General features: G+C 55.7%; 18 protein-coding genes. 15 read left to right on the forward strand and 3 right to left on the reverse strand.

Annotated elements, in window-relative coordinates:
- The first annotated feature begins 16 nt into the window (after positions 1-16).
- From msbA to ACN28Q_RS20695, 8 genes are all read left to right on the forward strand, one after another.
- Complete coding sequence (gene msbA, locus ACN28Q_RS20660) at positions 17-1,765, forward strand: lipid A ABC transporter ATP-binding protein/permease MsbA (RefSeq protein WP_095848061.1); 1,749 nt, start codon at positions 17-19, stop codon at positions 1,763-1,765.
- Positions 1,765-2,742, forward strand: a complete 978-nt coding sequence (gene lpxK, locus ACN28Q_RS20665; protein WP_095848062.1) for a tetraacyldisaccharide 4'-kinase — start codon at positions 1,765-1,767, stop codon at positions 2,740-2,742. Before msbA ends, lpxK begins: the two co-directional genes overlap by 1 nt.
- A gap of 361 nt (positions 2,743-3,103) precedes the next feature.
- Positions 3,104-3,313, forward strand: a complete 210-nt coding sequence (gene cspE, locus ACN28Q_RS20670) for a transcription antiterminator/RNA stability regulator CspE (protein ID WP_004928244.1) — start codon at positions 3,104-3,106, stop codon at positions 3,311-3,313.
- A gap of 222 nt (positions 3,314-3,535) precedes the next feature.
- Positions 3,536-3,757 carry a cold-shock protein gene (locus ACN28Q_RS20675; protein ID WP_095848063.1) on the forward strand — a complete coding sequence of 74 codons (222 nt, stop codon included), beginning with the start codon at positions 3,536-3,538 and terminating at the stop codon, positions 3,755-3,757.
- Between the two features lie 109 nt (positions 3,758-3,866).
- The gene (locus ACN28Q_RS20680) at positions 3,867-5,093 is read left to right on the forward strand and encodes a winged helix-turn-helix domain-containing protein (RefSeq protein WP_095848064.1); all 1,227 of its coding nucleotides are present in this window, start codon (positions 3,867-3,869) and stop codon (positions 5,091-5,093) included.
- A 289-nt stretch (positions 5,094-5,382) separates the two neighbouring features.
- Positions 5,383-5,565, forward strand: a complete 183-nt coding sequence (locus tag ACN28Q_RS20685; protein WP_095848065.1) for a Trm112 family protein — start codon at positions 5,383-5,385, stop codon at positions 5,563-5,565.
- The gene (gene kdsB, locus ACN28Q_RS20690; protein WP_095848066.1) at positions 5,562-6,311 is read left to right on the forward strand and encodes a 3-deoxy-manno-octulosonate cytidylyltransferase; all 750 of its coding nucleotides are present in this window, start codon (positions 5,562-5,564) and stop codon (positions 6,309-6,311) included. The genes ACN28Q_RS20685 and kdsB overlap by 4 nt, the downstream gene beginning before the upstream one ends.
- Before the next feature lie 154 nt (positions 6,312-6,465).
- On the forward strand, positions 6,466-7,362 hold the full coding sequence (locus tag ACN28Q_RS20695) for a YcbJ family phosphotransferase (protein ID WP_095848067.1): 897 nt from the start codon (positions 6,466-6,468) through the stop codon (positions 7,360-7,362).
- Here ACN28Q_RS20695 and elyC read toward each other — a convergent pair.
- Positions 7,359-8,123 (reverse strand): envelope biogenesis factor ElyC, encoded by a 765-nt coding sequence (elyC, locus tag ACN28Q_RS20700; RefSeq protein WP_095848068.1) that lies wholly within the window; start codon positions 8,121-8,123, stop codon positions 7,359-7,361. The two genes, ACN28Q_RS20695 and elyC, sit on opposite strands and share 4 nt — an antisense overlap.
- Positions 8,124-8,275: 152 nt before the next feature.
- On the opposite strand from elyC, the gene cmoM reads away from it, so the two are divergent.
- The 7 genes from cmoM (at position 8,276) to ACN28Q_RS20735 (ending at position 19,094) form a co-directional block, all read left to right on the forward strand.
- Positions 8,276-9,061 (forward strand): tRNA uridine 5-oxyacetic acid(34) methyltransferase CmoM, encoded by a 786-nt coding sequence (cmoM, locus tag ACN28Q_RS20705; RefSeq protein ID WP_095848069.1) that lies wholly within the window; start codon positions 8,276-8,278, stop codon positions 9,059-9,061.
- Positions 9,058-10,380 carry a chromosome partition protein MukF gene (mukF, locus tag ACN28Q_RS20710; RefSeq protein WP_095848070.1) on the forward strand — a complete coding sequence of 441 codons (1,323 nt, stop codon included), beginning with the start codon at positions 9,058-9,060 and terminating at the stop codon, positions 10,378-10,380. Before cmoM ends, mukF begins: the two co-directional genes overlap by 4 nt.
- Positions 10,361-11,089 (forward strand): chromosome partition protein MukE, encoded by a 729-nt coding sequence (gene mukE / locus ACN28Q_RS20715; protein WP_095848071.1) that lies wholly within the window; start codon positions 10,361-10,363, stop codon positions 11,087-11,089. Before mukF ends, mukE begins: the two co-directional genes overlap by 20 nt.
- Positions 11,086-15,537, forward strand: coding sequence for a chromosome partition protein MukB (gene mukB / locus ACN28Q_RS20720; protein ID WP_095848072.1), 4,452 nt, complete (start codon positions 11,086-11,088; stop codon positions 15,535-15,537). Before mukE ends, mukB begins: the two co-directional genes overlap by 4 nt.
- Before the next feature lie 283 nt (positions 15,538-15,820).
- Positions 15,821-17,656 carry a L,D-transpeptidase gene (gene ldtD, locus ACN28Q_RS20725; RefSeq protein WP_095848073.1) on the forward strand — a complete coding sequence of 612 codons (1,836 nt, stop codon included), beginning with the start codon at positions 15,821-15,823 and terminating at the stop codon, positions 17,654-17,656.
- A gap of 181 nt (positions 17,657-17,837) precedes the next feature.
- Positions 17,838-18,386 carry a peptidoglycan L,D-endopeptidase MepK gene (gene mepK / locus ACN28Q_RS20730; protein ID WP_095848074.1) on the forward strand — a complete coding sequence of 183 codons (549 nt, stop codon included), beginning with the start codon at positions 17,838-17,840 and terminating at the stop codon, positions 18,384-18,386.
- Between the two features lie 60 nt (positions 18,387-18,446).
- Positions 18,447-19,094, forward strand: a complete 648-nt coding sequence (locus tag ACN28Q_RS20735; protein ID WP_095848075.1) for an MBL fold metallo-hydrolase — start codon at positions 18,447-18,449, stop codon at positions 19,092-19,094.
- 67 nt (positions 19,095-19,161) lie between these two features.
- On the opposite strand, the gene ACN28Q_RS20740 is transcribed toward ACN28Q_RS20735, so the two are convergent.
- Positions 19,162-20,352, reverse strand: coding sequence for an amino acid aminotransferase (locus tag ACN28Q_RS20740; RefSeq protein ID WP_095848076.1), 1,191 nt, complete (start codon positions 20,350-20,352; stop codon positions 19,162-19,164).
- A 248-nt stretch (positions 20,353-20,600) separates the two neighbouring features.
- A complete protein-coding gene (ompC, locus tag ACN28Q_RS20745; RefSeq protein ID WP_095848077.1) occupies positions 20,601-21,704 on the reverse strand; it encodes a porin OmpC in 1,104 nt (367 codons plus the stop codon).
- Between the last annotated feature and the right edge of the window lie 212 nt (positions 21,705-21,916).

Below are 21,916 nucleotides of genomic sequence, written 5' to 3' on the forward strand. Positions count from 1 at the left end.
CAATGCTGGTATTTGCATGATGAATGATAAAGATCTCTCGACCTGGCAGACCTTCCGTCGCTTATGGCCGATGATCACACCTTTTAAAACTGGGCTGATCGTAGCCGCTATCGCGTTAGTTTTAAACGCTGCCGGTGACACATTGATGTTGTCGCTGTTGAAACCGCTGTTGGATGAGGGTTTTGGCAAAGCAGACAGCAGCGTTCTGGTCTGGATGCCGTTGGTGGTTATCGGCCTGATGGTTATGCGCGGCCTCACCAGTTTTATTTCCAGCTATTGCATTTCCTGGGTGTCGGGGATGGTGGTGATGCAAATGCGCCGCCGCCTGTTTGGCCATATGATGCGTATGCCCGTGGCCTTTTTCGACCAGCAGTCAACGGGGACGCTGCTGTCGCGTATCACTTATGACTCCGAGCAGGTGGCATCGTCGTCGTCCAGCGCGCTGGTTACCGTGGTGCGCGAAGGGGCTTCGATCATCGGCCTCTTCATTATGATGTTTTATTATAGCTGGCAGCTTTCGGTGATCCTGATTGTGTTGGCGCCGATCGTTTCCTTCGCGATTCGCCTGGTATCGAAGCGTTTTCGTAATATCAGCAAAAATATGCAAAACACCATGGGGCAGGTGACAACCAGCGCCGAGCAAATGCTGAAAGGGCACAAAGAAGTGCTGATTTTCGGCGGTCAGCAGGTTGAAACCGAGCGTTTCAACTCGGTCAGCAATCGCATGCGCCAGCAGGGCATGAAGCTGGTTTCTGCATCGTCCATCTCCGATCCAATCATTCAGCTTATCGCATCGCTGGCGCTGGCGTTTGTGCTGTTTGCCGCCAGCTTCCCCAGTGTGATGGAAACCCTGACGGCCGGTACCATTACCGTGGTGTTCTCATCAATGATCGCCCTGATGCGGCCGCTCAAATCGCTGACCAACGTCAACGCCCAGTTCCAGCGCGGTATGGCGGCTTGCCAAACGTTGTTCAGCATTCTGGACATGGAGCAGGAAAAAGATAGCGGCACCCGCGAAGTAAAACGCGCCAAAGGGGATATTGAGTTCCGCAATGTCACCTTCTTCTACCCAGGCAAAGAAACGCCGGCGCTGCGCGACATCAACCTGAGTATTTCTGAAGGCAAAACGGTGGCGCTGGTTGGGCGCTCCGGCTCGGGTAAATCGACCATCGCCAACCTGTTGACCCGTTTCTATGACGTGCAGGAAGGGGCGGTGCTGATGGACGGTTACGATCTGCGTGAGTACACGCTGGCATCCCTGCGCGATCAGGTCGCGCTGGTATCGCAGAACGTCCACCTGTTTAACGACACCATCGCCAACAATATTGCCTATGCGCGTGAAGATCGCTATAGCCGTGCAGAGATCGAACAGGCGGCGCGCATGGCCTATGCCATGGACTTTATCGACAAGATGGAAAAGGGGCTGGATACGGTGATCGGCGAGAACGGCGTGATGCTCTCCGGTGGGCAACGCCAACGTATTGCCATTGCCCGGGCGCTGCTGCGCGATTGTCCAATCCTGATCCTTGACGAGGCCACCTCAGCACTGGATACGGAATCTGAACGGGCGATTCAGGCGGCGCTGGACGAACTGCAGAAAAACCGCACGTCGCTGGTGATTGCGCACCGCTTGTCCACGATTGAAAAAGCGGATGAGATTCTGGTTATCGAAGACGGGCGTATCGTCGAGCGTGGCGGGCATGATGAATTGCTCGCCAGGCATGGGGCTTACGCGCAGCTTCACCGTTTGCAGTTTGGCCAATAATGATCGAGCGCATCTGGTCTGGCGGTTCACTGCTCTATTTGCTGCTGTTGCCGCTTTCCTGGCTGTATGGCCTGGTGAGCAACTTAATCCGCTTAAGCTATCGCCTGGGGCTGCGCAAAAGCTGGCGGGCGCCGGTGCCGGTTATTGTGGTGGGCAACCTGACCGCCGGCGGCAACGGTAAAACGCCGGTTGTGATTTGGCTGGTGGAGCAGTTGCAGCAACGCGGTTACCGCGCGGGCGTGGTGTCGCGCGGTTATGGCGGCAAGTCAGCAAGTTACCCGCTGCTGCTGGATGGCGCGACCACAACGGCGCAGGCCGGTGATGAGCCGGTGCTGATTTACCAACGTACCGGGGCGCCGGTTGCCGTTGCGCCCAAGCGCGTGGCCGCGGTACAAGCATTGGTGCAGCAGCACGCGGTGGATGTGGTGATCACCGACGATGGGTTGCAGCATTATGCCCTGCAGCGTGACTTTGAAGTGGTGGTGATTGACGGCGTGCGGCGTTTTGGCAACGGCTGGTGGTTGCCCGCCGGCCCGATGCGCGAGCGCGCTGCTCGGCTGAACAGCGTGGATGTCTGCATTGCTAACGGTGGCGTAGCCCAGGCGGGTGAAATCGCCATGAAGCTGCAGGCCCGGGATGCGGTGAACCTGCTCAGCGGTGAACGGCGCCCGGCGGCTGAACTACCCCAGGTGGTTGCCATGGCCGGCATTGGTCACCCGCCGCGTTTTTTCGCCACGCTGGAAAAGCAGGGTGTTGAAATGGTGCGAGAAGTTCCGTTTGCCGACCATCAGGCCTATAGCCTGGCGCAGTTGGCCGCGTTGGTTCAGCCGCAGCAGACGCTATTGATGACCGAAAAAGATGCCGTGAAATGCAGAGCGTTTGCTCAGCCGAACTGGTGGTATTTACCGGTTGATGCACAGTTGCCCCAGCAGCAGGCCGAACAGTTGCTACAGCGCATTGAAGCGCTGCTGAAATAACCTGCAAGCCGTTTAGCCTTGGGGCCGGGCGGCGTGCAGTGCTGATAAAAAACGCTTTTTGTAATAAAAAAGAAAATAAATAATCAAGCATTATCATAGGGATAATGTGTCATCATGCATGATGATGAAAATAAAATGTTAAACCCGCTTGTGTAGCCGGTTGTTTTATGAGTAAATAAGCCTCGGCCTGTGATACAGACCTATTTATGCCAGAGTTTAGAGTTAAGCAGTTCCTTCAAAGCCGTTATCAGTCGATTCCGCTTCAAAGATGAACCTTCTAAGTACCTCCCATAAGTAATGTTTCTGCAAGCAGTCCAAAGTGCCTTATGGCAAGTTTTTATATATTTAAAAGGTAAATGTAATGTCTAAGAAGACGGGTCAGGTTAAGTGGTTCAACGAGAGCAAAGGTTTTGGTTTCATTGAACAGCACGACGGTGGTAAAGATGTGTTTGTACATTTCTCTGCTATCATGACCGACGGTTTCAAAACCCTGGCTGAAGGCCAGCGTGTTGAGTACACCATTCAGGACAGCCCGCGCGGGCCGGCTGCCGCCAACGTTGTTGCCCTGTAAGTTCAGGGAATAGCGTATCGAGATCTTAATACAACCATGATGCAGCCGTTAGGCTGGCATTATTGCGGAAGATATTAAGTTCAATAAGCCCGCCAGCGTGCGGGCTTTTTAATGTTTGCTCATAAGGAGTTTATGACGAAAAACTTAGGATGGGCTGGTAGCATCCAGATAACAAATACGCATGGCGTAGTTCCGGGTGCCCACAAAAAAAGGAAATCAGTTATGTTAAAAAATCGGATGTTAAAAATGGGTCGGGTGAAATGGTTTAATCAGGCTGAAGGCTATGGTTTTATTTCCCCGGTTGATGGCAGTGGCGAAATATACGTCAGCCGCCAGGCGATTGCCAATACCAAAAACAAATCACTTACCGAAGGCCAGAACGTTGAGTTTTCGATCTGCCGTGGCTCCAATGGGCTGTCGGCCGCAGACGTTATCGCGTTCTAAGTATCTTCCTCCTCGCCAGTGCCAGCGCTCCCGCTACTTTGCACTGGCGAAGAAAAATCACGCCAATTCCACTATTATCAAGTAACCCCCCTTTCAGCAGGACGACAGGATGCCTTTGCCGGTTATTTCATTGGCCGCCGCCCGCGCACTACACCTTGCCGCCCAGGGCTTATTAACCCCGGTTCGGCGTAAAGCCCGCCCAGACGATGTTATCCAAGCGATTCAACGGATGGGCTTACTGCAAATCGATACCATCAGCGTCGTTGCCCGCAGCCCTTATCTGGTGCTGTTCAGCCGGCTTGGCGATTACTCGCCCGCATGGCTGGATCAGGCATTAGCGCAGCGGCGCCTGTTTGAATACTGGGCGCACGAAGCCTGTTTTCTCCCCATTGACGACTTCCCTCTGATGCGTCATCGCATGCTGGCGCCACAGGGAATGGGCTGGAAATATTCGGCGCAGTGGGCTGAACAGCACCAGGATGCCATAGAGGCGCTGGTGCAACACATCGAGGAAAAAGGACCGGTGCGCTCGGCGGATTTCAGCAACGGAGATAAGGGCAACAGCGGCTGGTGGGATTGGAAGCCGGAAAAGCGCCATCTTGAACTGCTGTTTACCACCGGCAGGCTAATGGTGGCCGAACGCCGTAATTTCCAGCGGGTGTACGATCTTACTGAACGTCTGATGCCGCAATGGGATGATGCACAACATGCGTTGCCAGAAAACGCCGCCAGGCGAGAGATGCTCCGGCGTACCTGCCGCTATCTGGGTTTTTTCCGTGCGGAATGGCTGGCGGACTATTATCGCTTAAAGCGCGTCGTGCCAGGAAAACTGCTTGCCGAGCTGCAACAACAGGGGGAGATCATCCCTGTCGTTGTCGCCGGCTGGGACGCGAAATGCTACGTCCACCATTCGCTGGCCGCGCAACTGGCGCTGGCCGAGCAGGGTAAACTGGCATCGACGGTGTGCACGCTGCTATCGCCGTTTGATCCGGTGGTGTGGGATCGCCGTCGCACCAGTGAACTGTTTGGTTTTGATTATCGCCTGGAATGCTATACCCCGAGCGAAAAAAGGCAGTACGGCTACTTTACCCTGCCGATATTGCAGCGCGGCGCACTGATTGGGCGCATTGATGCCAAAATGCACCGCCGTTTGGGCATATTCGAGGTACGCAGTTTGCATCTTGAGCCGGGGCTTCGCCTGGGTAAACAACGCTGCCAGGATATATATCAAGCCATTACCCGTTGTGCACAATGGCATGGCGCGCGGCAGGTAGCGTTAAAAACGCTGCCGGATGAATTGGCTGCACATTGGGGAAGCGGCTGGCAAGTGGAATAACGAACGGCGTTGCCATAAAAAGGGGGTAAAACGAGTGCCAGCGCCGTTCGTTACAATACGTGGTGTTATTTGCGGTACTACCTGGGAAACAGTGTGGCAGAAAGCAACATCGACTGCTTGTGATTAATTATGTGATGCTTGTCACACAAAATTCTACGCCTGCGGCCAGTGCAATTCAACCCCTTCACGGAAATGTCATCGAGGGGTCAGCCGGTGATTAACCGTAACACCACGTTATGTTATTCTCATGCATCTTTTCCTGAAGTCATATCTCCACCCTGGAGGGAGCATGGATCACCGTTTACTTGAAATCGTTGCCTGCCCGGTCTGTAACGGCAAGCTTTACTACAATAAAGAGAATCAGGAACTGGTTTGCAAAGTGGATGGTTTGGCCTATCCGCTGCGTGATGGTATTCCGGTGCTGCTGGAAAACGAAGCGCGCGCTCTGTCACTGGAAGAGAGACACGCATGAGTTTTATCGCGATTATTCCTGCGCGTTATGCGTCAACGCGTTTACCGGGCAAACCGCTGGCAGATATCCATGGCAAACCCATGGTGGTGCACGTGATGGAACGCGCCCGCGAGTCCGGCGCGGCGCGCGTGATTGTCGCCACCGATCATGCCGATGTGGCAGATGCCGTGGCGGCGGTTGGCGGCGAAGTGTGTATGACCAGCCCGGATCATCACTCTGGCACGGAACGGTTGGCGGAAGTGATTGAACATTACGGCTTTGCCGATGATCAGATCATTGTCAACGTCCAGGGTGATGAGCCGTTGATCCCACCGGTGATTATCCGCCAGGTGGCGGAAAACCTGGCGGCCAGCAGCGCCGGCATGGCGACGCTGGCGGTGCCGATTGAAAGTGCAGAAGAAGCGTTTAATCCTAACGCGGTGAAAGTGGTGATGGACGCCCAAGGATATGCGCTGTATTTCTCGCGCGCCACCATTCCTTGGGATCGCGAGCGTTTTGCCGTCTCGAAAGCTGCCATCGGCGACAGCCTGCTGCGCCATATCGGCATCTACGCCTATCGTGCCGGCTTTGTGCGCCGCTATGTGCGTTGGGCGCCCAGCCAACTGGAACAGATCGAGTTGCTGGAACAGCTGCGTGTGCTGTGGTATGGCGAGAAAATCCACGTGGCGGTCGCTAAGGCCATCCCAACCGTTGGGGTGGACACGGCAGACGATCTTCAACGCGTGCGCGATACCCTGCGCGGCTGATTGCCGCCGGGTGATAGAACGGCCAGCGGAGCATAACGCTGGCCGTTGCGTTTTTGCCCGTTGTTCTGCGTTTTGTTGATCTGCATTGAAGTATTTCCCCGCATGGCGTTTGATGATGTAAAGCGCTTTATTTTTCCTCCAGAGGTTTCGCTTGATGGAACAGTTACGTGCCGAACTGAGTATTGTGCTGGGCGAATCAATCAGCCGCCTTGAACGCGTCAGCGAGCAGCCCTACGCGCACATGTACTCATTGTATGATCAACATGATCACGCCATTCCGTTGATGGCGAAAAGCTATGTCTGCGCGGGGATCGCCCAACAAGAGGCCTATAAGCTTTCAATGCTGGCGCGGGAGGGGGATATCCGTTTGCCGACGGTGTTTGGCGTGGTGTATACCCACCAGGCGCCGTACAAGGAAATTCTGCTGATTGAGCGGCTGCGCGGGGTACCGGTTGAAGCGCCGACGCGCACGCCCGATCGCTGGAACATGCTGAAGGGGCAGATCGTGGAAGGGATGCTGGCCTGGCACCGCATCGACAGCCACGGTAACGTTGGCACCGTCGACAGCACGCAGGAAAACGATTGGTTTTGCTGGTATCAACAGCGGATCGAGGTGTTATGGTCGACGCTCACCAACCTGAATTCGCCGCAGTTGACGATGGACGATCGCCGCTTGCTGTATCGCACGCGCGAAGCATTGACCCATTTCTTTGTTGGCTTTGACGATCCCTGTGTGTTGGTGCACGGCAACCTGACGCTGCGCAGTATGCTCAAAGACGCCAAAACCGACCAACTGTTGGCGATGTTTAATCCAGGCATGATGCTTTGGGCGCCGCGTGAATACGATCTTTTCCGGCTAAGCGAACCCGGTATGCCAAGCCAACTGCTGTTCGAGTATTTGCAGCGGGCGCCGGTGGCGGAATCGTTCATGGCGCGCCGCTGGTTGTACACGGTATGGGAAGCCGCTGCGCGCATGATCCACACCGGCAAGCTCGATCGGCAACTGTTCAGCAATGCTTCGCAGCAACTGTTGCCGTGGCTGGCGGGTTAATCCTTATCGGCGCCTTTCACCCGTTGCCACAGGCTGCCCAGCGTTTCATACCAGGCGCGTTCGCTGTGCCCCAGGAACATGGCCGAAGGCAATACGCGATCCCAAAAATACAGCGGTGAGGTGATTGCCAACTGGTTGGCCGGCGCGGGAATCGGGTGCAATCCTTTGGCGGTAAAGAAACGCATCGCCCGCGGCAGGTGGTTGGCCGAGGTGACCAAAATAAACGGCTGTTGCCCCACCAGTTCGGCGACTTGTCCTGCCTCCTGTTCGGTATCCATCGGGCGATCGAGCACCACGATATCACTGCGCGGTACCCCCAAGCTCTCCGCCACTCTGGCGGCGGTCTCGGCGTTGCTCAGCATATTGGCGCCGCTGGCGCCGGTAAACACCATTTTGCTGCCGGGGCGTGCCTGATAGAGACGTATACCTTCGGTAACCCGCGGCAGGCTATTGCCGATCAGATTGGAGCTCGGCGCCCAGTCCGGGTTATACGTGTAGCCACCGCCTAACACCACGATATACTTTGCCGCATCGTTGCCGCGGTAGGTGGCGTATTGCGCTTCGATGGGGCGCAATAAGCGATCGGCGACCGGTTGCAGACTGAAAAGCAATAAAAACAGCCAACTCAGGGTTAAAATGGCCTTACCGCTTTTCTGCCAGCGGGTGAACCATATCAGTAACAGTGCCAGCCCCATCAGCAAAAGCAGGGCGGGCAGCGGCATCAAAATACCGCCGATGAACTTTTTCAGGTCAAACAGCATCAAAAATCCGATCCTTTTGGGTGAAAAAACGACATCCAGGCGCAATCTGGCTGCAAGAAGATTCATTCTAAGCCAGTCTGTGCCAAAATAGCAGGTTTGAATAGGCGGGCGTTTTGCCGGAGCCAGAATAAAAGCAGTGGAGTCACTGTCTTATGCAGGATCGCAATTTTGACGATATTGCTGAAAAGTTTGCGTGTAATATTTATGGCACCACCAAAGGGAAGATTCGCCAGGCGGTGCTCTGGCAGGATCTGAACGCGTTATTGGCGCAACTGCCGCAGCGGCCGCTGCGCATTTTGGATGCCGGCGGCGGTGAAGGCCATATGGCCTGCCAACTGGCCGAATTAGGACATCAGGTCTTGTTGTGCGATCTTTCCGGTGAGATGATCCAACGGGCGGCGGCATTGGCAGAGCAGAAAGGTGTGAGCCAGAACATGCAATTTAGACAAAATGCTGTTCAGGATATCGGCCAGCACTTGGAACAGCCTGTCGATCTGATATTGTTTCACGCGGTGCTTGAATGGATCGCTGAACCGCTGGCGGCGCTGCGCGCGTTGTCAGCCTGTTTAGCGCCGGGCGGCGCGCTGTCGCTGATGTTTTTTAACGCCAACGGTCTGCTGATGCGCAACGTGGTGTTGGGGAACTTCCAGCTAGTGGATCCGCAGGTTAGAAGGCGCAGAAAGCGTTCGTTGTCGCCGCAGTACCCGCACCAGCCACAGGATGTCTACGGCTGGCTGGAACAACTGGGGCTGCGCATTAGCGGCAAAACTGGTGTGCGAGTGTTCCATGATTATCTGCAAAGCCGGCAGTTACAGTCCGAAAAATTTGAAGAGCTACTGGCGCTTGAACAGCGCTATTGCCGGCAAGAGCCGTACGTGAGTTTGGGGCGCTATATTCACGTGATGGCGCATAAACCCGACCTGAAGGACGAACTATGAGTGAGTTTTCCCAGACTGTACCCGAACTGGTCGCCTGGGCACGGAAAAATGATTTCTCTCTTTCGCTCCCAACGGAGCGTCTTGCGTTTCTGCTCGCTATTGCCACGTTAAACGGCGAGCGGCTGGATGGCGAGATGAGCGAAGGGGAGCTGATTGATGCCTTTCGTCATGTCAGCAAAGGCTTTGAGCAGACGCATGAAACGGTGGCGATTCGTGCCAACAATGCCATTAACGATATGGTGCGCCAGCGCCTGTTGAACCGCTTTACCAGCGAACTGGCGGATGGCAATGCCATCTACCGTCTGACGCCGCTTGGCATCGGCATTACCGACTACTATATCCGCCAGCGCGAGTTTTCGACGCTGCGGCTGTCGATGCAGCTGTCTATTGTGGCGCAGGAACTTAAGCGCGCGGCGGACGCCGCAGAAGAAGGCGGGGATGATTTCCACTGGCACCGTAACGTGTTCGCGCCGCTGAAATACTCGGTGGCGGAAATCTTCGACAGCATCGATATGACCCAGCGCGTGATGGACGAGCAGCAGCAAAGCGTTAAAGAAGACATTGCCGCCTTGCTGAATCAGGACTGGCGTGCGGCCATTTCCAGTTGCGAAATGCTGCTGTCGGAAACTTCCGGCACCCTGCGCGAACTGCAAGATACGCTGGAAGCCGCGGGCGATAAGCTGCAGGCTAACCTGCTGCGTATTCAGGACGCCACCCTGGGCGACGCGGAACTGAGCTTTGTCGATAAGCTGGTGTTTGATCTGCAGGGCAAGCTGGATCGCATCATCAGTTGGGGCCAACAGGCCATCGATCTGTGGATCGGCTACGATCGCCACGTGCATAAGTTCATTCGTACCGCCATCGATATGGATAAAAACCGGGTGTTCTCACAACGCCTGCGCCAGTCGGTGCAAAACTATTTCGACAACCCATGGGCGCTGACCTTCGCCAATGCCGATCGCCTGCTGGACATGCGTGATGAAGAGCTGGCGCTGCGTAGCGAGGAAGTGACCGGGGAACTGCCGCCGGATCTGGAATTCGAGGAGTTTAGCGAGATCCGCGAGCAGTTGGCCGCCATGATCGAGCAGGCGCTACAGGTTTATCAGGAACAAAAAATACCGCTCAATTTAGGAACGGTAATGCGCGATTATCTGGCGCAATATCCGCGTGCCCGTCATTTTGACGTGGCGCGTATAGTGGTCGACCAGGCTGTGCGTCTTGGTGTGGCTGAAGCTGATTTTTCAGGGTTGCCGGCCGAATGGCAGGCAATCAATGATTACGGAGCCAAGGTACAGGCCCATGTCATCGACAAATATTGAACAAGTAATGCCAGTTAAACTGGCCAAGGCACTGTCTAATGCGTTGTTCCCGGCGCTGGACAGCCAACTACGCGCCGGCCGCCACATCGGTATTGATGAGCTGGACAACCACGCCTTCCTGATGGATTTTCAGGAAGAGCTTGAGCTGTTCTACGGCCGTTACAACGTGGAGTTGATCCGTGCGCCGGAAGGCTTTTTCTACCTGCGCCCGCGTTCTACCACGCTGATCGCACGTTCGGTGCTGTCCGAGCTGGATATGATGGTGGGCAAAATCCTCTGTTATCTCTACCTCAGCCCAGAGCGCCTGGCGCACGAGGGCATCTTCAGCCATCAGGAACTGTATGATGAACTGTTGAGCCTGGCGGATGAAAGCAAACTGCTGAAGTTCGTCAACCAACGTTCAACCGGTTCCGATCTCGATCGGCAGAAACTGCATGAAAAGGTGCGCACCTCGCTTAACCGCCTGCGCCGCTTGGGGATGGTTTACTTCATGGGCGGCGACAGCAGCAAATTTCGCATTACCGAAGCGGTGTTCCGCTTCGGTGCAGACGTGCGCAGCGGTGACGATCCGCGTGAAGCGCAGTTGCGCATGATTCGCGACGGTGAGGCCATGCCGATTGAAAACAGCCTGTCACTTCATGATGACAACGAAGGCGATGAGCAATCGGCAGCCAATGCCCAGGACAGTGCAGAGGATGAACAGGAATGATTGAACGCGGTAAATTTCGCTCGTTGACGCTGGTTAACTGGAACGGCTTTTTCGCCCGCACTTTTGATCTTGATGAACTGGTTACGACACTTTCCGGCGGTAACGGCGCCGGAAAATCCACCACCATGGCGGCCTTCGTCACGGCGCTGATCCCGGATCTGACGCTGCTGCACTTCCGTAACACCACCGAAGCCGGCGCCACCAGCGGCTCGCGTGATAAAGGCCTGCACGGCAAGCTGCGCGCCGGGGTGTGTTATTCCACGCTGGACGTGGTCAACTCGCGCCATCAGCGCGTGGTCGTTGGCGTGCGCTTGCAGCAGGTGGCCGGCCGCGATCGTAAAGTGGACATCAAGCCGTTCACCATTCAGGGCTTGCCGACCTCAATTCAGCCCACGGAACTGCTCACGCAAACGGTGGGCGAGCGCCAGGCGCGCGTGCTGCCGCTGCAGGAGTTGAAAGAGCGCGTGGAGGAAATGGAAGGGGTGCAGTTCAAGCAGTTCAATTCCATTACCGATTACCACTCGCTGATGTTCGATTTAGGGGTGATCCCGAAGCGCCTGCGTTCTTCGGCCGATCGCAGCAAGTTCTATCGGCTGATTGAAGCCTCTCTGTACGGCGGGATCTCCAGCGCCATTACCCGTTCGCTGCGTGATTACCTGCTGCCGGAAAACAGCGGCGTGCGCAAGGCGTTCCAGGATATGGAAGCCGCGCTGCGCGAGAACCGTATGACGCTGGAAGCGATCCGCGTCACCCAATCGGATCGCGATCTGTTTAAACACTTAATTGCCGACGCCACCGCCTATGTGGCCGCCGACTATATGCGCCACACCAATGAGCGCCGCATCCATTTGGATAGCGCCATTGCGTTGCGCAGCGAATTGTTCACCAGCCGTAAGCAACTGGCCGCTGAGCAGTACCGCCACGTTGAAATGGCGCGCGAGCTGGCTGAGCAAAGCGGCGCCGAATCCGATCTGGAAACCGATTACCAGGCCGCCAGCGATCACCTCAACCTGGTGCAGACGGCGATGCGTCAGCGGGAGAAGGTCGAGCGCTACGAGGCCGATCTGGAAGAGCTGTCCTACCGCCTGGAAGAACAGAATGAGGTGGTCGCCGAGGCCAGTGAGCAACAGGCAGACAACGAAGCGCGGGCCGAAGCCGCCGAACTGGAAGTCGATGAGCTGAAGAGCCAACTGGCGGATTACCAGCAGGCGTTGGATGTGCAGCAAACCCGTGCCATCCAGTACCAGCAGGCGTTGCAGGCGTTAGAACGGGCCCGCGGCCTGTGCCAACTGCCGGAGTTGACCGCTGAGAATGCGGAAACCTGGCTGGATACCTTCCAGGCGCGGGAGCAAGAGGCGACGGAAGCCCTGCTGCTGCTTGAACAAAAACTGAGCGTGGCTGACGCGGCTCACGGCCAGTTTGAGCAGGCCTATCAGCTGGTGGGCAAGATTGCCGGCGAAGTTAGCCGCAGCGAAGCCTGGCAGACGGCGCGCGAACTGTTGCGCGACTGGCCTTCACAGCAACACCTGGCCGAGCGTGTTCAGCCGCTGCGGATGCGCTTGAGCGAGCTGGAACAGCGCCTGCGCTCACAGCAAGACGCCGAACGCCTGTTGCAGGAGTTCTGCAAACGGCATGGGCAGGACTATCAACCAGACGATCTGGAAAGCCTGCAGCAAGAGCTGGAAGAACGCCTGGAGTCGCTGTCGCAAAACGTGAGCGAAGCCGGCGAGCGCCGGATGGAAATGCGCCAGGAACTGGAGCAGATTCAGCAGCGCATCAAAGCCCTGACCGCGCGCGCGCCGGTCTGGCTGGCCGCCCAGGATGCCCTGAGCCAGCTTAGCGAACAGAGCGGCGAAGCGCTGGAAGACAGCCAGCAGGTTACCGAATACATGCAGCAACTGCTGGAGCGCGAGCGCGAAACCACCGTCGAGCGCGACGACGTGGCGGCGCGTAAGCGCGCGGTTGAAGCGCAGATCGAGCGCCTCAGCCAGCCGAGCGGGGCGGAAGATCAGCGCCTGGTCACGCTGGCCGAACGTTTTGGCGGCGTGCTGCTTTCGGAAATTTACGACGATGTCACCCTTGATGACGCGCCTTACTTCTCTGCGCTGTACGGCCCGTCACGCCACGCGATTGTGGTGCCGGATCTGTCGTTGGTGCGTGAGCTGCTTGACGGGCTGGAGGATTGCCCAGAGGATCTTTACCTGATTGAAGGGGATCCGCAGTCGTTCGATGACAGCGTATTCGCTGTCGAAGAGCAGGAAAAGGCGGTGGTGGTGAAAATCGCCGATCGTCAATGGCGCTATTCACGTTTCCCGGAAGTGCCGCTGTTTGGCCGTGCGGCGCGGGAAAGCCGTCTGGAAGTGCTGCATGCCGAACGCGATTCTCTGGCAGAGCGTTACGCGACGCTGTCGTTTGATGTGCAAAAAACGCAACGTGCGCATCAGGCATTCAGCCGCTTTATCGGCACCCACCTGGCGGTGGCGTTCGATGCCGATCCTGAAGCGGAAATCCGCAAGCTCAATGGCCGGCGGGGCGAAATTGAACGCGCGCTAAATAACCATGAAGCGCAGAACCAGCAGCAGCGCCAACAGTATGAGCAGGCCAGAGAGGGCATTTCCGCGCTCAACCGCCTGATGCCGCTGGTTTCCCTGCTCAACGACGACACGTTGCAGGATCGCGTCGATGAAATCCGCGACGAGCTTGACGATGCGCAGGATGCCGCGCGCTATATCCAGCAGCACGGCGCCGCGCTGGCGAAGCTGGAGCCGCTGTTGGCCGTGCTGCAGAGCGATCCACAGCAGCATGAACAATTGCAGCAGGATTATCAGCAGGCGCAGCACGCGCAGCGTCAGGCTAAGCAACAGGCATTTGCGCTGACGGAAGTGGTGCAACGGCGAGCGCATTTCAGCTATGCCGATTCCGCCGGCATGCAGAACGCCAATAACGATCTGAACGAAAAACTGCGTCAGCGGCTGGAGCAGGCGGAGGCTGAACGCAGCCGCGCCCGTGACCAACTGCGCCAGTATCAGGCGCAGTTCACCCAGTTCAGCCAGGTGCTGGCTTCGCTGAAAAGCTCGTATGACGCCAAGCGCGACATGCTCAAAGAGCTTAACCAGGAACTGGTGGATATCGGTGTGCAGGCCGATGCCAATGCCGAAGAGCGCGCTCGTATCCGCCGCGATGAACTGCACACGGCGTTAAGCAATAACCGCGCGCGCCGCAATCAGTTGGAAAAACAGCTGACCTTCTGTGAAGCGGAAATGGACAGCCTGCAGAAAAAATTGCGCAAGCTGGAGCGTGATTATCACCAGATGCGCGAACAGGTCGTGACCGCCAAGGCCGGCTGGTGCGCGGTGATGCGCCTGGTGAAAGACAACGGCGTGGAGCGCCGCCTGCACCGGCGTGAGCTGGCCTATATGGACGGCGACGAACTGCGCTCGATGTCGGATAAGGCGTTGGGGGCGTTGCGCCTGGCGGTGGCGGATAACGAACACCTGCGTGATGTGCTGCGCCTTTCCGAAGATCCTAAACGGCCGGAGCGTAAGATCCAGTTCTATATTGCGGTGTATCAGCATCTGCGTGAGCGTATTCGCCAGGATATTATCCGCACGGGCGATCCGATCGAAGCGATTGAACAGATGGAGATCGAGCTTGGCCGCTTGACGGAAGAGCTGACCGCGCGCGAACAGAAGCTGGCGATTAGCGCGAAAAGCGTGGCCAACATCATTCGCAAAACCATTCAGCGGGAACAAAACCGCATCCGCATGCTTAACCAGGGGCTGCAGGCAGTGTCCTTCGGCCAGGTGAAGAGCGTGCGGTTGAACGTGAACGTGCGGGAAGCGCACGCCACGTTGCTGGACGTGTTGTCTGAACAGCAGGAACAGCATCAGGATCTGTTCAACAGCAACCGCCTGACCTTCTCTGAGGCATTGGCCAAGCTGTATCAGCGCCTGAATCCGCAGATTGATATGGGGCAGCGCACGCCGCAGACCATCGGTGAGGAACTGCTTGATTACCGCAACTATCTGGAGCTGGAAGTCGAAGTGTTCCGTGGCTCCGACGGTTGGCTGCGTGCAGAAAGCGGCGCGCTGTCGACCGGTGAGGCGATCGGTACCGGTATGTCGATCCTGGTGATGGTGGTGCAAAGCTGGGAAGAAGAGTCCCGCCGCCTGCGCGGCAAAGACATTTCGCCTTGCCGCCTGTTGTTCCTGGATGAAGCCGCACGTTTGGATGCGAAGTCTATCGCTACGTTGTTCGAACTGTGCGAGCGCTTGGAGATGCAGCTGATTATCGCCGCGCCGGAAAATATCAGCCCGGAAAAAGGCACCACTTATAAGCTGGTGCGTAAAGTGTTCCAAAACCACGAACATGTGCATGTGGTTGGGCTGCGTGGCTTCGCGATTAACGAGCCAGCGGCGCGTGACTCGGCGGCGGCGGAGACGCCATAGGTAAAAAGGCCTGCTAAAAATCTGAAAATAGCCATCAAAGGATGGCTATTTTTTTCATCAAGGAGATGATCTGGCCGTTTTTATTACCAGGAATGCTGTAGCGCCATGAAATAAACAGTTATTCTACGGCGCCTGAGAGCAAAACGGGTTTTCTGTTTGTATACTAAACCTAGGTTGTCTTTGTAGTGGGTTCGTGGTGCCGTTCAGTAAAAAAGCCCGTTAATGCTCTTGCCGGGCGACCTGGTAATATTGTTGTTTTTTTGTGGGCAAACAGGGGGAAAGGATGTTGCTTGAAAATGGAGGCTCTATACGGCGTCTCGCACTGAGTTGTGCTATGGCATGCAGTATTAGTGCGTCGTTACCTACACGGGCAGCCGTGCCAGCGTTTCCGGTTTCATCATCCGGCATCTCTGCCGCACAAAGTCGTGTTGAATTGATGGCGGCGTTGCCGTCTGGCGTCACGCCGCATAACCTCTCTACGCTGGCGGCGCTGTATGCTGGCCATCATATGCAGCCCATGTGGCAGGATCGCGAGGCGGTACGGCAGTTTCAACAGCAGTTGGCCGAGCTGGCGATCTCCGGCGTGCAGCCGCAGTTTACTCAATGGGTCAAGCAACTGACGGATCCGGCAATCAGCGGTATGGCGCGTGATATTGTGCTGTCGGACGCCATGTTGGGCTACCTGCAATTCGTGTCGTCGATTGCGGCAAATGGCAATGACTGGCTGTACAGTAATATTCCTTACAAGCTGGGCCTGCCGCCCAACACGGTGATTAACCAGTGGCAGTTGGCGGTGCGCGATGGGAAAACCCTGGCCTATGTTGAATCCCTGGCGCCGCAACACCCGCAGTATGCCAAGATGCACCAGGCGCTGCGCGCCATGCTGGCGGATAGTCGCCCCTGGCCGCGGTTGGCCAATGGCCCAAGCCTGCGCCCCGGCCAAATGAGCAATGATATCCCGGCACTGCGCGAAATTCTGACGCGTAATGGCATGCTAAGCGCTGCAGCGGTGGCGCCGGCAACGGAGCCTGCAGCCGTGCTGATTTCATCGAATGCCGGCGACGACGGCGGTCTTTCCGTTGATGAAGAGAAAGCGCAGGAAGCTCCGCCAGCGGTGGTTAGCCCATCCGCTGCGCCGGTAAAGGATATTGCGCCTTCAGTAACGGCGGATACAGCGCAGCAGCCGGCCGGGCCGGCTGCGGTCAGCGATAATATTTATACTGGCGATCTGGTGGAGGGGATAAAACGTTTCCAAAAATGGCAGGGCCTGAGCGACGACGGCGTTATCGGCGCGCGTACGCGCGAGTGGCTGAATGTGTCGCCCAACATGCGCGCTTCTCTGCTGGCCTTGAATATCCAACGTTTGCGTATTCTACCCAACAGTGTCAATACCGGCATTATGGTGAACATCCCTAACTATTCGCTGACTTACTACCAAAATGGTAATGAGGTGTTGTCATCCCGGGTTATTGTCGGCCGGCCAAGCCGCAAAACACCGATGATGAGCAGCGTGCTTAATAACGTGGTGATGAATCCGCCGTGGAATGTGCCGACGACGCTGGTGCGTGAGGATATCGTGCCGAAAGCGATGCGTGACGCCAGCTATTTCCAGAAACACGGTTATACATTGTTGTCGGGCTGGAGCAGCGATGCAACGGTGATCGATCCGGCGATGATTGACTGGAACACGGTTTCCGCCCGTAATTTCCCGTATCGCATCCGCCAGGCGCCGGGCACCAATAACTCGCTGGGGCGTTTCAAATTCAATATGCCAAGCTCTGATGCCATTTATTTGCACGATACGCCGAATCATGCGCTGTTTCAGAAAGACATTCGGGCACTCAGTTCCGGCTGTGTGCGTGTGAATAAAGCGTCTGATTTGGCGAATATGCTGCTGCAGGATGCGGGCTGGAATGATTCCCGCGTCTCTTCGACCCTGAAGGGCGGCAACACGACATACGTCAATATTCGCCAGCATATTCCGGTCAAATTGTATTATTTAACAGCCTGGGTTTCTGATGATGGAAAGCCACAATTTCGTACAGATATTTACAATTATGACGATACGGTGAGATCTGGCGCGCAAATTTTGGCTCAGGCAGAAAAATTACTGCAGTAAATGCAGTAATTCTAAATAAATAACGGTCAGAATATTTGGCCATCCTGCGGGCAGGTATTTGCTTTCTGCCCGCAAACCACGCGGCACACGGGTTGACTCAACCCGGCCGGGCGGTTATGGTTCGGGTAGTGCGCTTTTCTGTGCATATTTTTCCGATATTCTTTCCGGGTCTGACAGAAACATGGACAACATCGATCATCACCGCCGTAGATGGCTGGCGTTGGGTAGCGCCGCCTTGGGGTTAGCGCTGCTGCCAGAGCAGGCGTTTGCCAGTTTATCCACCTCTCGTCCGCGTATTTTGGTGGTCAATAACCTGAATACGGGGGAATCACTTAAGGCCGAGTTTTTCGACGGGAAAAATTACAATAGCGATGAGTTAGCTCGCCTTAACCATTTGTTCCGTGATTACCGTGCGAATAAAATCAAATCAATTGATCCGCGTTTATTTGATCATCTCTATCGCCTGCAAGGCATGTTAGGCACTCATAAGCCAATTCAATTAATTTCGGGTTATCGTTCCCTGGCTACCAATAATGAACTGCGTGGGCACAGCCGCGGTGTGGCAAAACAAAGTTATCACACCAAAGGGCAGGCGATGGATTTTCATATTGAAGGTATTCAGCTAAGCAATATCCGTAAAGCGGCGTTAAAAATGCGCGCCGGCGGCGTAGGATATTATCCGCGTAGCAATTTTGTGCATATAGACACCGGGCCGGTCAGAACCTGGTAACCCGCAATCTGTTCCGGTAAGCTGTATGGTTACGCCGCAATGTGATTGTTATGGAGCCTTATGAAATACCAGATTATTCCCGTCACCGCGTTCAGCCAGAACTGTACCCTGATTTGGTGTGACAAAACCGGGCAGGCCGCATTGGTGGATCCCGGTGGTGAAGCGGAAAAACTGAAAGCCGAGGTCGCTCGCCAGGGCGTCACCGTTGGGCAGATTTTGCTGACTCACGGCCATCTGGATCACGTGGGTGCGGCGGCAGAGCTGGCCCAGCACTATCAGGTGCCGATTATCGGCCCGGATAAGGAAGATGCCTTCTGGCTTGACGGCCTGCCGGCACAGAGCCGCATGTTCGGCCTGGAGGAGTGTGAACCCTTGACCCCGACCAAATGGTTGCAGGAAGGGGATAGCGTGCAGGTCGGGGAAATGACGCTGCAGGTGCTGCACTGCCCAGGGCATACGCCAGGCCATATCGTGTTTATCAACCAACAGGCACGCCTGGCGTTGGTGGGCGATGTGCTGTTCAATGGCGGCGTTGGGCGCAGCGACTTCCCGCGCGGCGACCACCAGGCGTTGATCAACGCGATCCGCACCAAACTGTTGCCGTTGGGGGATGACATGGCCTTTATTCCCGGCCACGGCCCTATGTCCACCTTTGGGCATGAACGCCAGACCAATCCGTTTCTGCGCGACGAACCTGCCATCTGGTAGTGGCAGGGCGTTGCAGAATAACAAAGGGGCGCTTCTGCGCCCCTTTGTTTTATCTATGCGTGCTGATTTATAGCACGGCGACGATGGCTTCGCACAGTGGCGCCATGTTGTCTGGCGTCATCCCGGCGACGTTGACGCGGCCGGAATTTACCGCATAGACGCCGAATTCCTCACGCAGGCGCAGCACCTGGTCTTTGGTCAAACCGCTGAATGAGAACATCCCATTTTGCTTGATGATAAAGCTGAAGTCCTGCTGGGCGCCTTTTTCCTGCAGCGTATTGACGAACAGTTGGCGCATACGCTGGATACGTTGGCGCATATCGGCCAGCTCCTGTTCCCACATCGCGCGCAGTGACTCATTGCTCAGGATAGTTGCAACGATAGCCGCACCGTGAGCCGGCGGGTTGGAATAGTTGGCGCGGATGCCGGCTTTAACCTGGCTGAATGCGCGCTCGGCCGTTTGTGCATCAGCAGCGACCAGCGTACAGGCGCCAACGCGTTCGTTGTACAGGCCAAAGTTTTTCGAATATGAACTGGAGACGATCAGTTCACTATGCTGCGCGGCGAAAATACGCAGCCCCTGAGCATCTTCTTCCAGGCCGTTGGCAAAGCCCTGGTAGGCGAAGTCAAACAGCGGCAGCCAGCCGTTGGCCGCGGCCAGATCGGACAGCGCTTGCCATTGTGCTTCGGTTGGATCGATACCTGTCGGGTTATGGCAGCACCCATGGAGAACCACCACGTCGCCGGCCTGCGCCTGTTTCAGGCTGTTAACCAGACCGTCAAAATCCAACGCATGATTGGCCGCGTCGTAATAGTCATACTCCACTACCTCAAGGCCCGCCGCGTTGAAGATGTTTTTATGATTTGGCCAGCTTGGGTTGCTGATCCACACGCGTTTGGCACCGGTTTGCGTAGCGATAAAGTCTGCCGCCACGCGCAAGCCGCCGGTACCGCCAGGGGTTTGCGCCGTGCGCGCACGTTGTTCGGCAATAATTGTGCTGTCTTTGCCGAACAGCAATGCCTGGGTGCACGCTGCGAATGCGGGAATGCCTTCGATACCGAGGTAGCTTTTGGTGGTTTCATTTTCCAGCAGATATTGTTCAGCTTTTTTTACGCTGGTCAGCACCGGTGTTTTACCCGTTTCATCTTTATAAACGCCGATCCCGAGGTTGATTTTATTAGGGCGGGCGTCCGCGCGGAAAGTTTCGGCGAGACCCAGAATCGGGTCGGCCGGTGCAGCAGTGATTTTTTCAAACATTCAGATGCTTCCGTGGCCTAGAGTTAAGCAGTCAGAAGGTTCAGGGTAGCGCCAGTTATGCGCTTTGCCAACCGTTTGCGAGAAAAATACCTCGAACTTGTGACCGCGGCATAATCCGCAGGAAAAGGTGATGAAAGAGCAGGGATGAAAAGACGCAGAGGGGCAAAGGCAGCAAAAACAAAAACAGGGCCGTAGCCCTGTTTTTCACACCTGTGGCAGTAAACCGCCACTGTCAGGCGTTTAACAAATTAGAACTGGTAAACCAGGCCAACAGCCACGGTGTCGTCGGTGTTCAGACCCAGTGGGTTGTTGTTGTCCAGTTGGTTGATTTTGTAATCAACGTAGGTAGACATGTTTTTGTTGAATGCGTAGCTAACGCTAACGTCAACGTATTTGTACAGGTCAGCGTCGCCGATGCCTTCGATGTCTTTGCCTTTAGACTGAACGTAGGCCAGTGATGGGCGCAGGCCGAAATCAAACTGGTACTGAGCTACCAGTTCCAGGGTTTGGGCTTTGTTGGCAAAACCGCTTACATCATTGTTGTTAACAGTGCCAGAGAATGGCGTTGCGTTACGGGTTTCGGTGTAGATAGTTGCCAGGTACAGGTTGTTGGCGTCGTATTTCAGGCCAGCACCCCAGCTTTCAGCTTTATCACCCTGACCGTAAGCCAGCGAATTTTGGGCTAATGAACGTTTTGAACTGCTGTAAGAGGCTACTGCGCCAATGCCCAGGCCGAAATCGTAGGAAGCAGACAAACCGTAGCCATCGCCGTTGGATTTCTGAGCGCTGCGGCCTGTTGGGCCGTTGTTGCTGCTTTCATTGTTAGCGCCCTGATATTGCAGAGCAAAGTTCAGGCCGTCGACCAGACCGAAGAAGTTGGTGTTACGGTAGGTTGCTACGCCGTTGGTACGGCCAGACATAAAGACGTCAGTGTAAGCTGAATCGCCACCAAACTCAGCCAGAACGTCAGTATAACCAACTACATCGTAGAATACGCCGTAGTTACGGCCGTAGTCGAGTGAACCGTAGTCGCCGAATTTCAGGCCTGCAAAGCCCAGACGGGTTTTGGTGCCTTCGGTGCCTTCAGATTCAGTGTGGTTCGCCTGAACGTTGTATTCCCACTGGCCGTAACCGGTCAGTTGGTCGGTAATTTGGGTTTCACCTTTGAAGCCAAAACGGACGTAAGACTGGTCGCCGTCTGCGCTGTTATCTTTAGAGAAGTAGTGCAGGCCGTCAACTTTACCGTACAGATCCAGTTTGTTGCCGTCTTTGTTATAGATTTCTGCTGCGTTAGCAGCACCAGCCGCTAACAGAGCCGGGATTACCACTGCAAGAATGTTGCGCTTCATCATTATTACCCTCATTGGTGTTATTCGGACACCTTGCCACTGCCGCCAATAATTCTTGGGAACTATTGTAGATAGTTTGGTGTCGTCCTGTGTCTGCACGCAGTGTTCCATTCAAAGCCGGGTTAATCTAGAGCGAAAATGCTACTAATATCCTAATCCGGTTTCAAAAAGAAAAATGCTGTAACAGAATGTAAAAATAAGGGAACTTTGTGATG

Source organism: Gibbsiella quercinecans, assembly GCF_002291425.1.
Classification (GTDB): domain Bacteria; phylum Pseudomonadota; class Gammaproteobacteria; order Enterobacterales; family Enterobacteriaceae; genus Gibbsiella; species Gibbsiella quercinecans.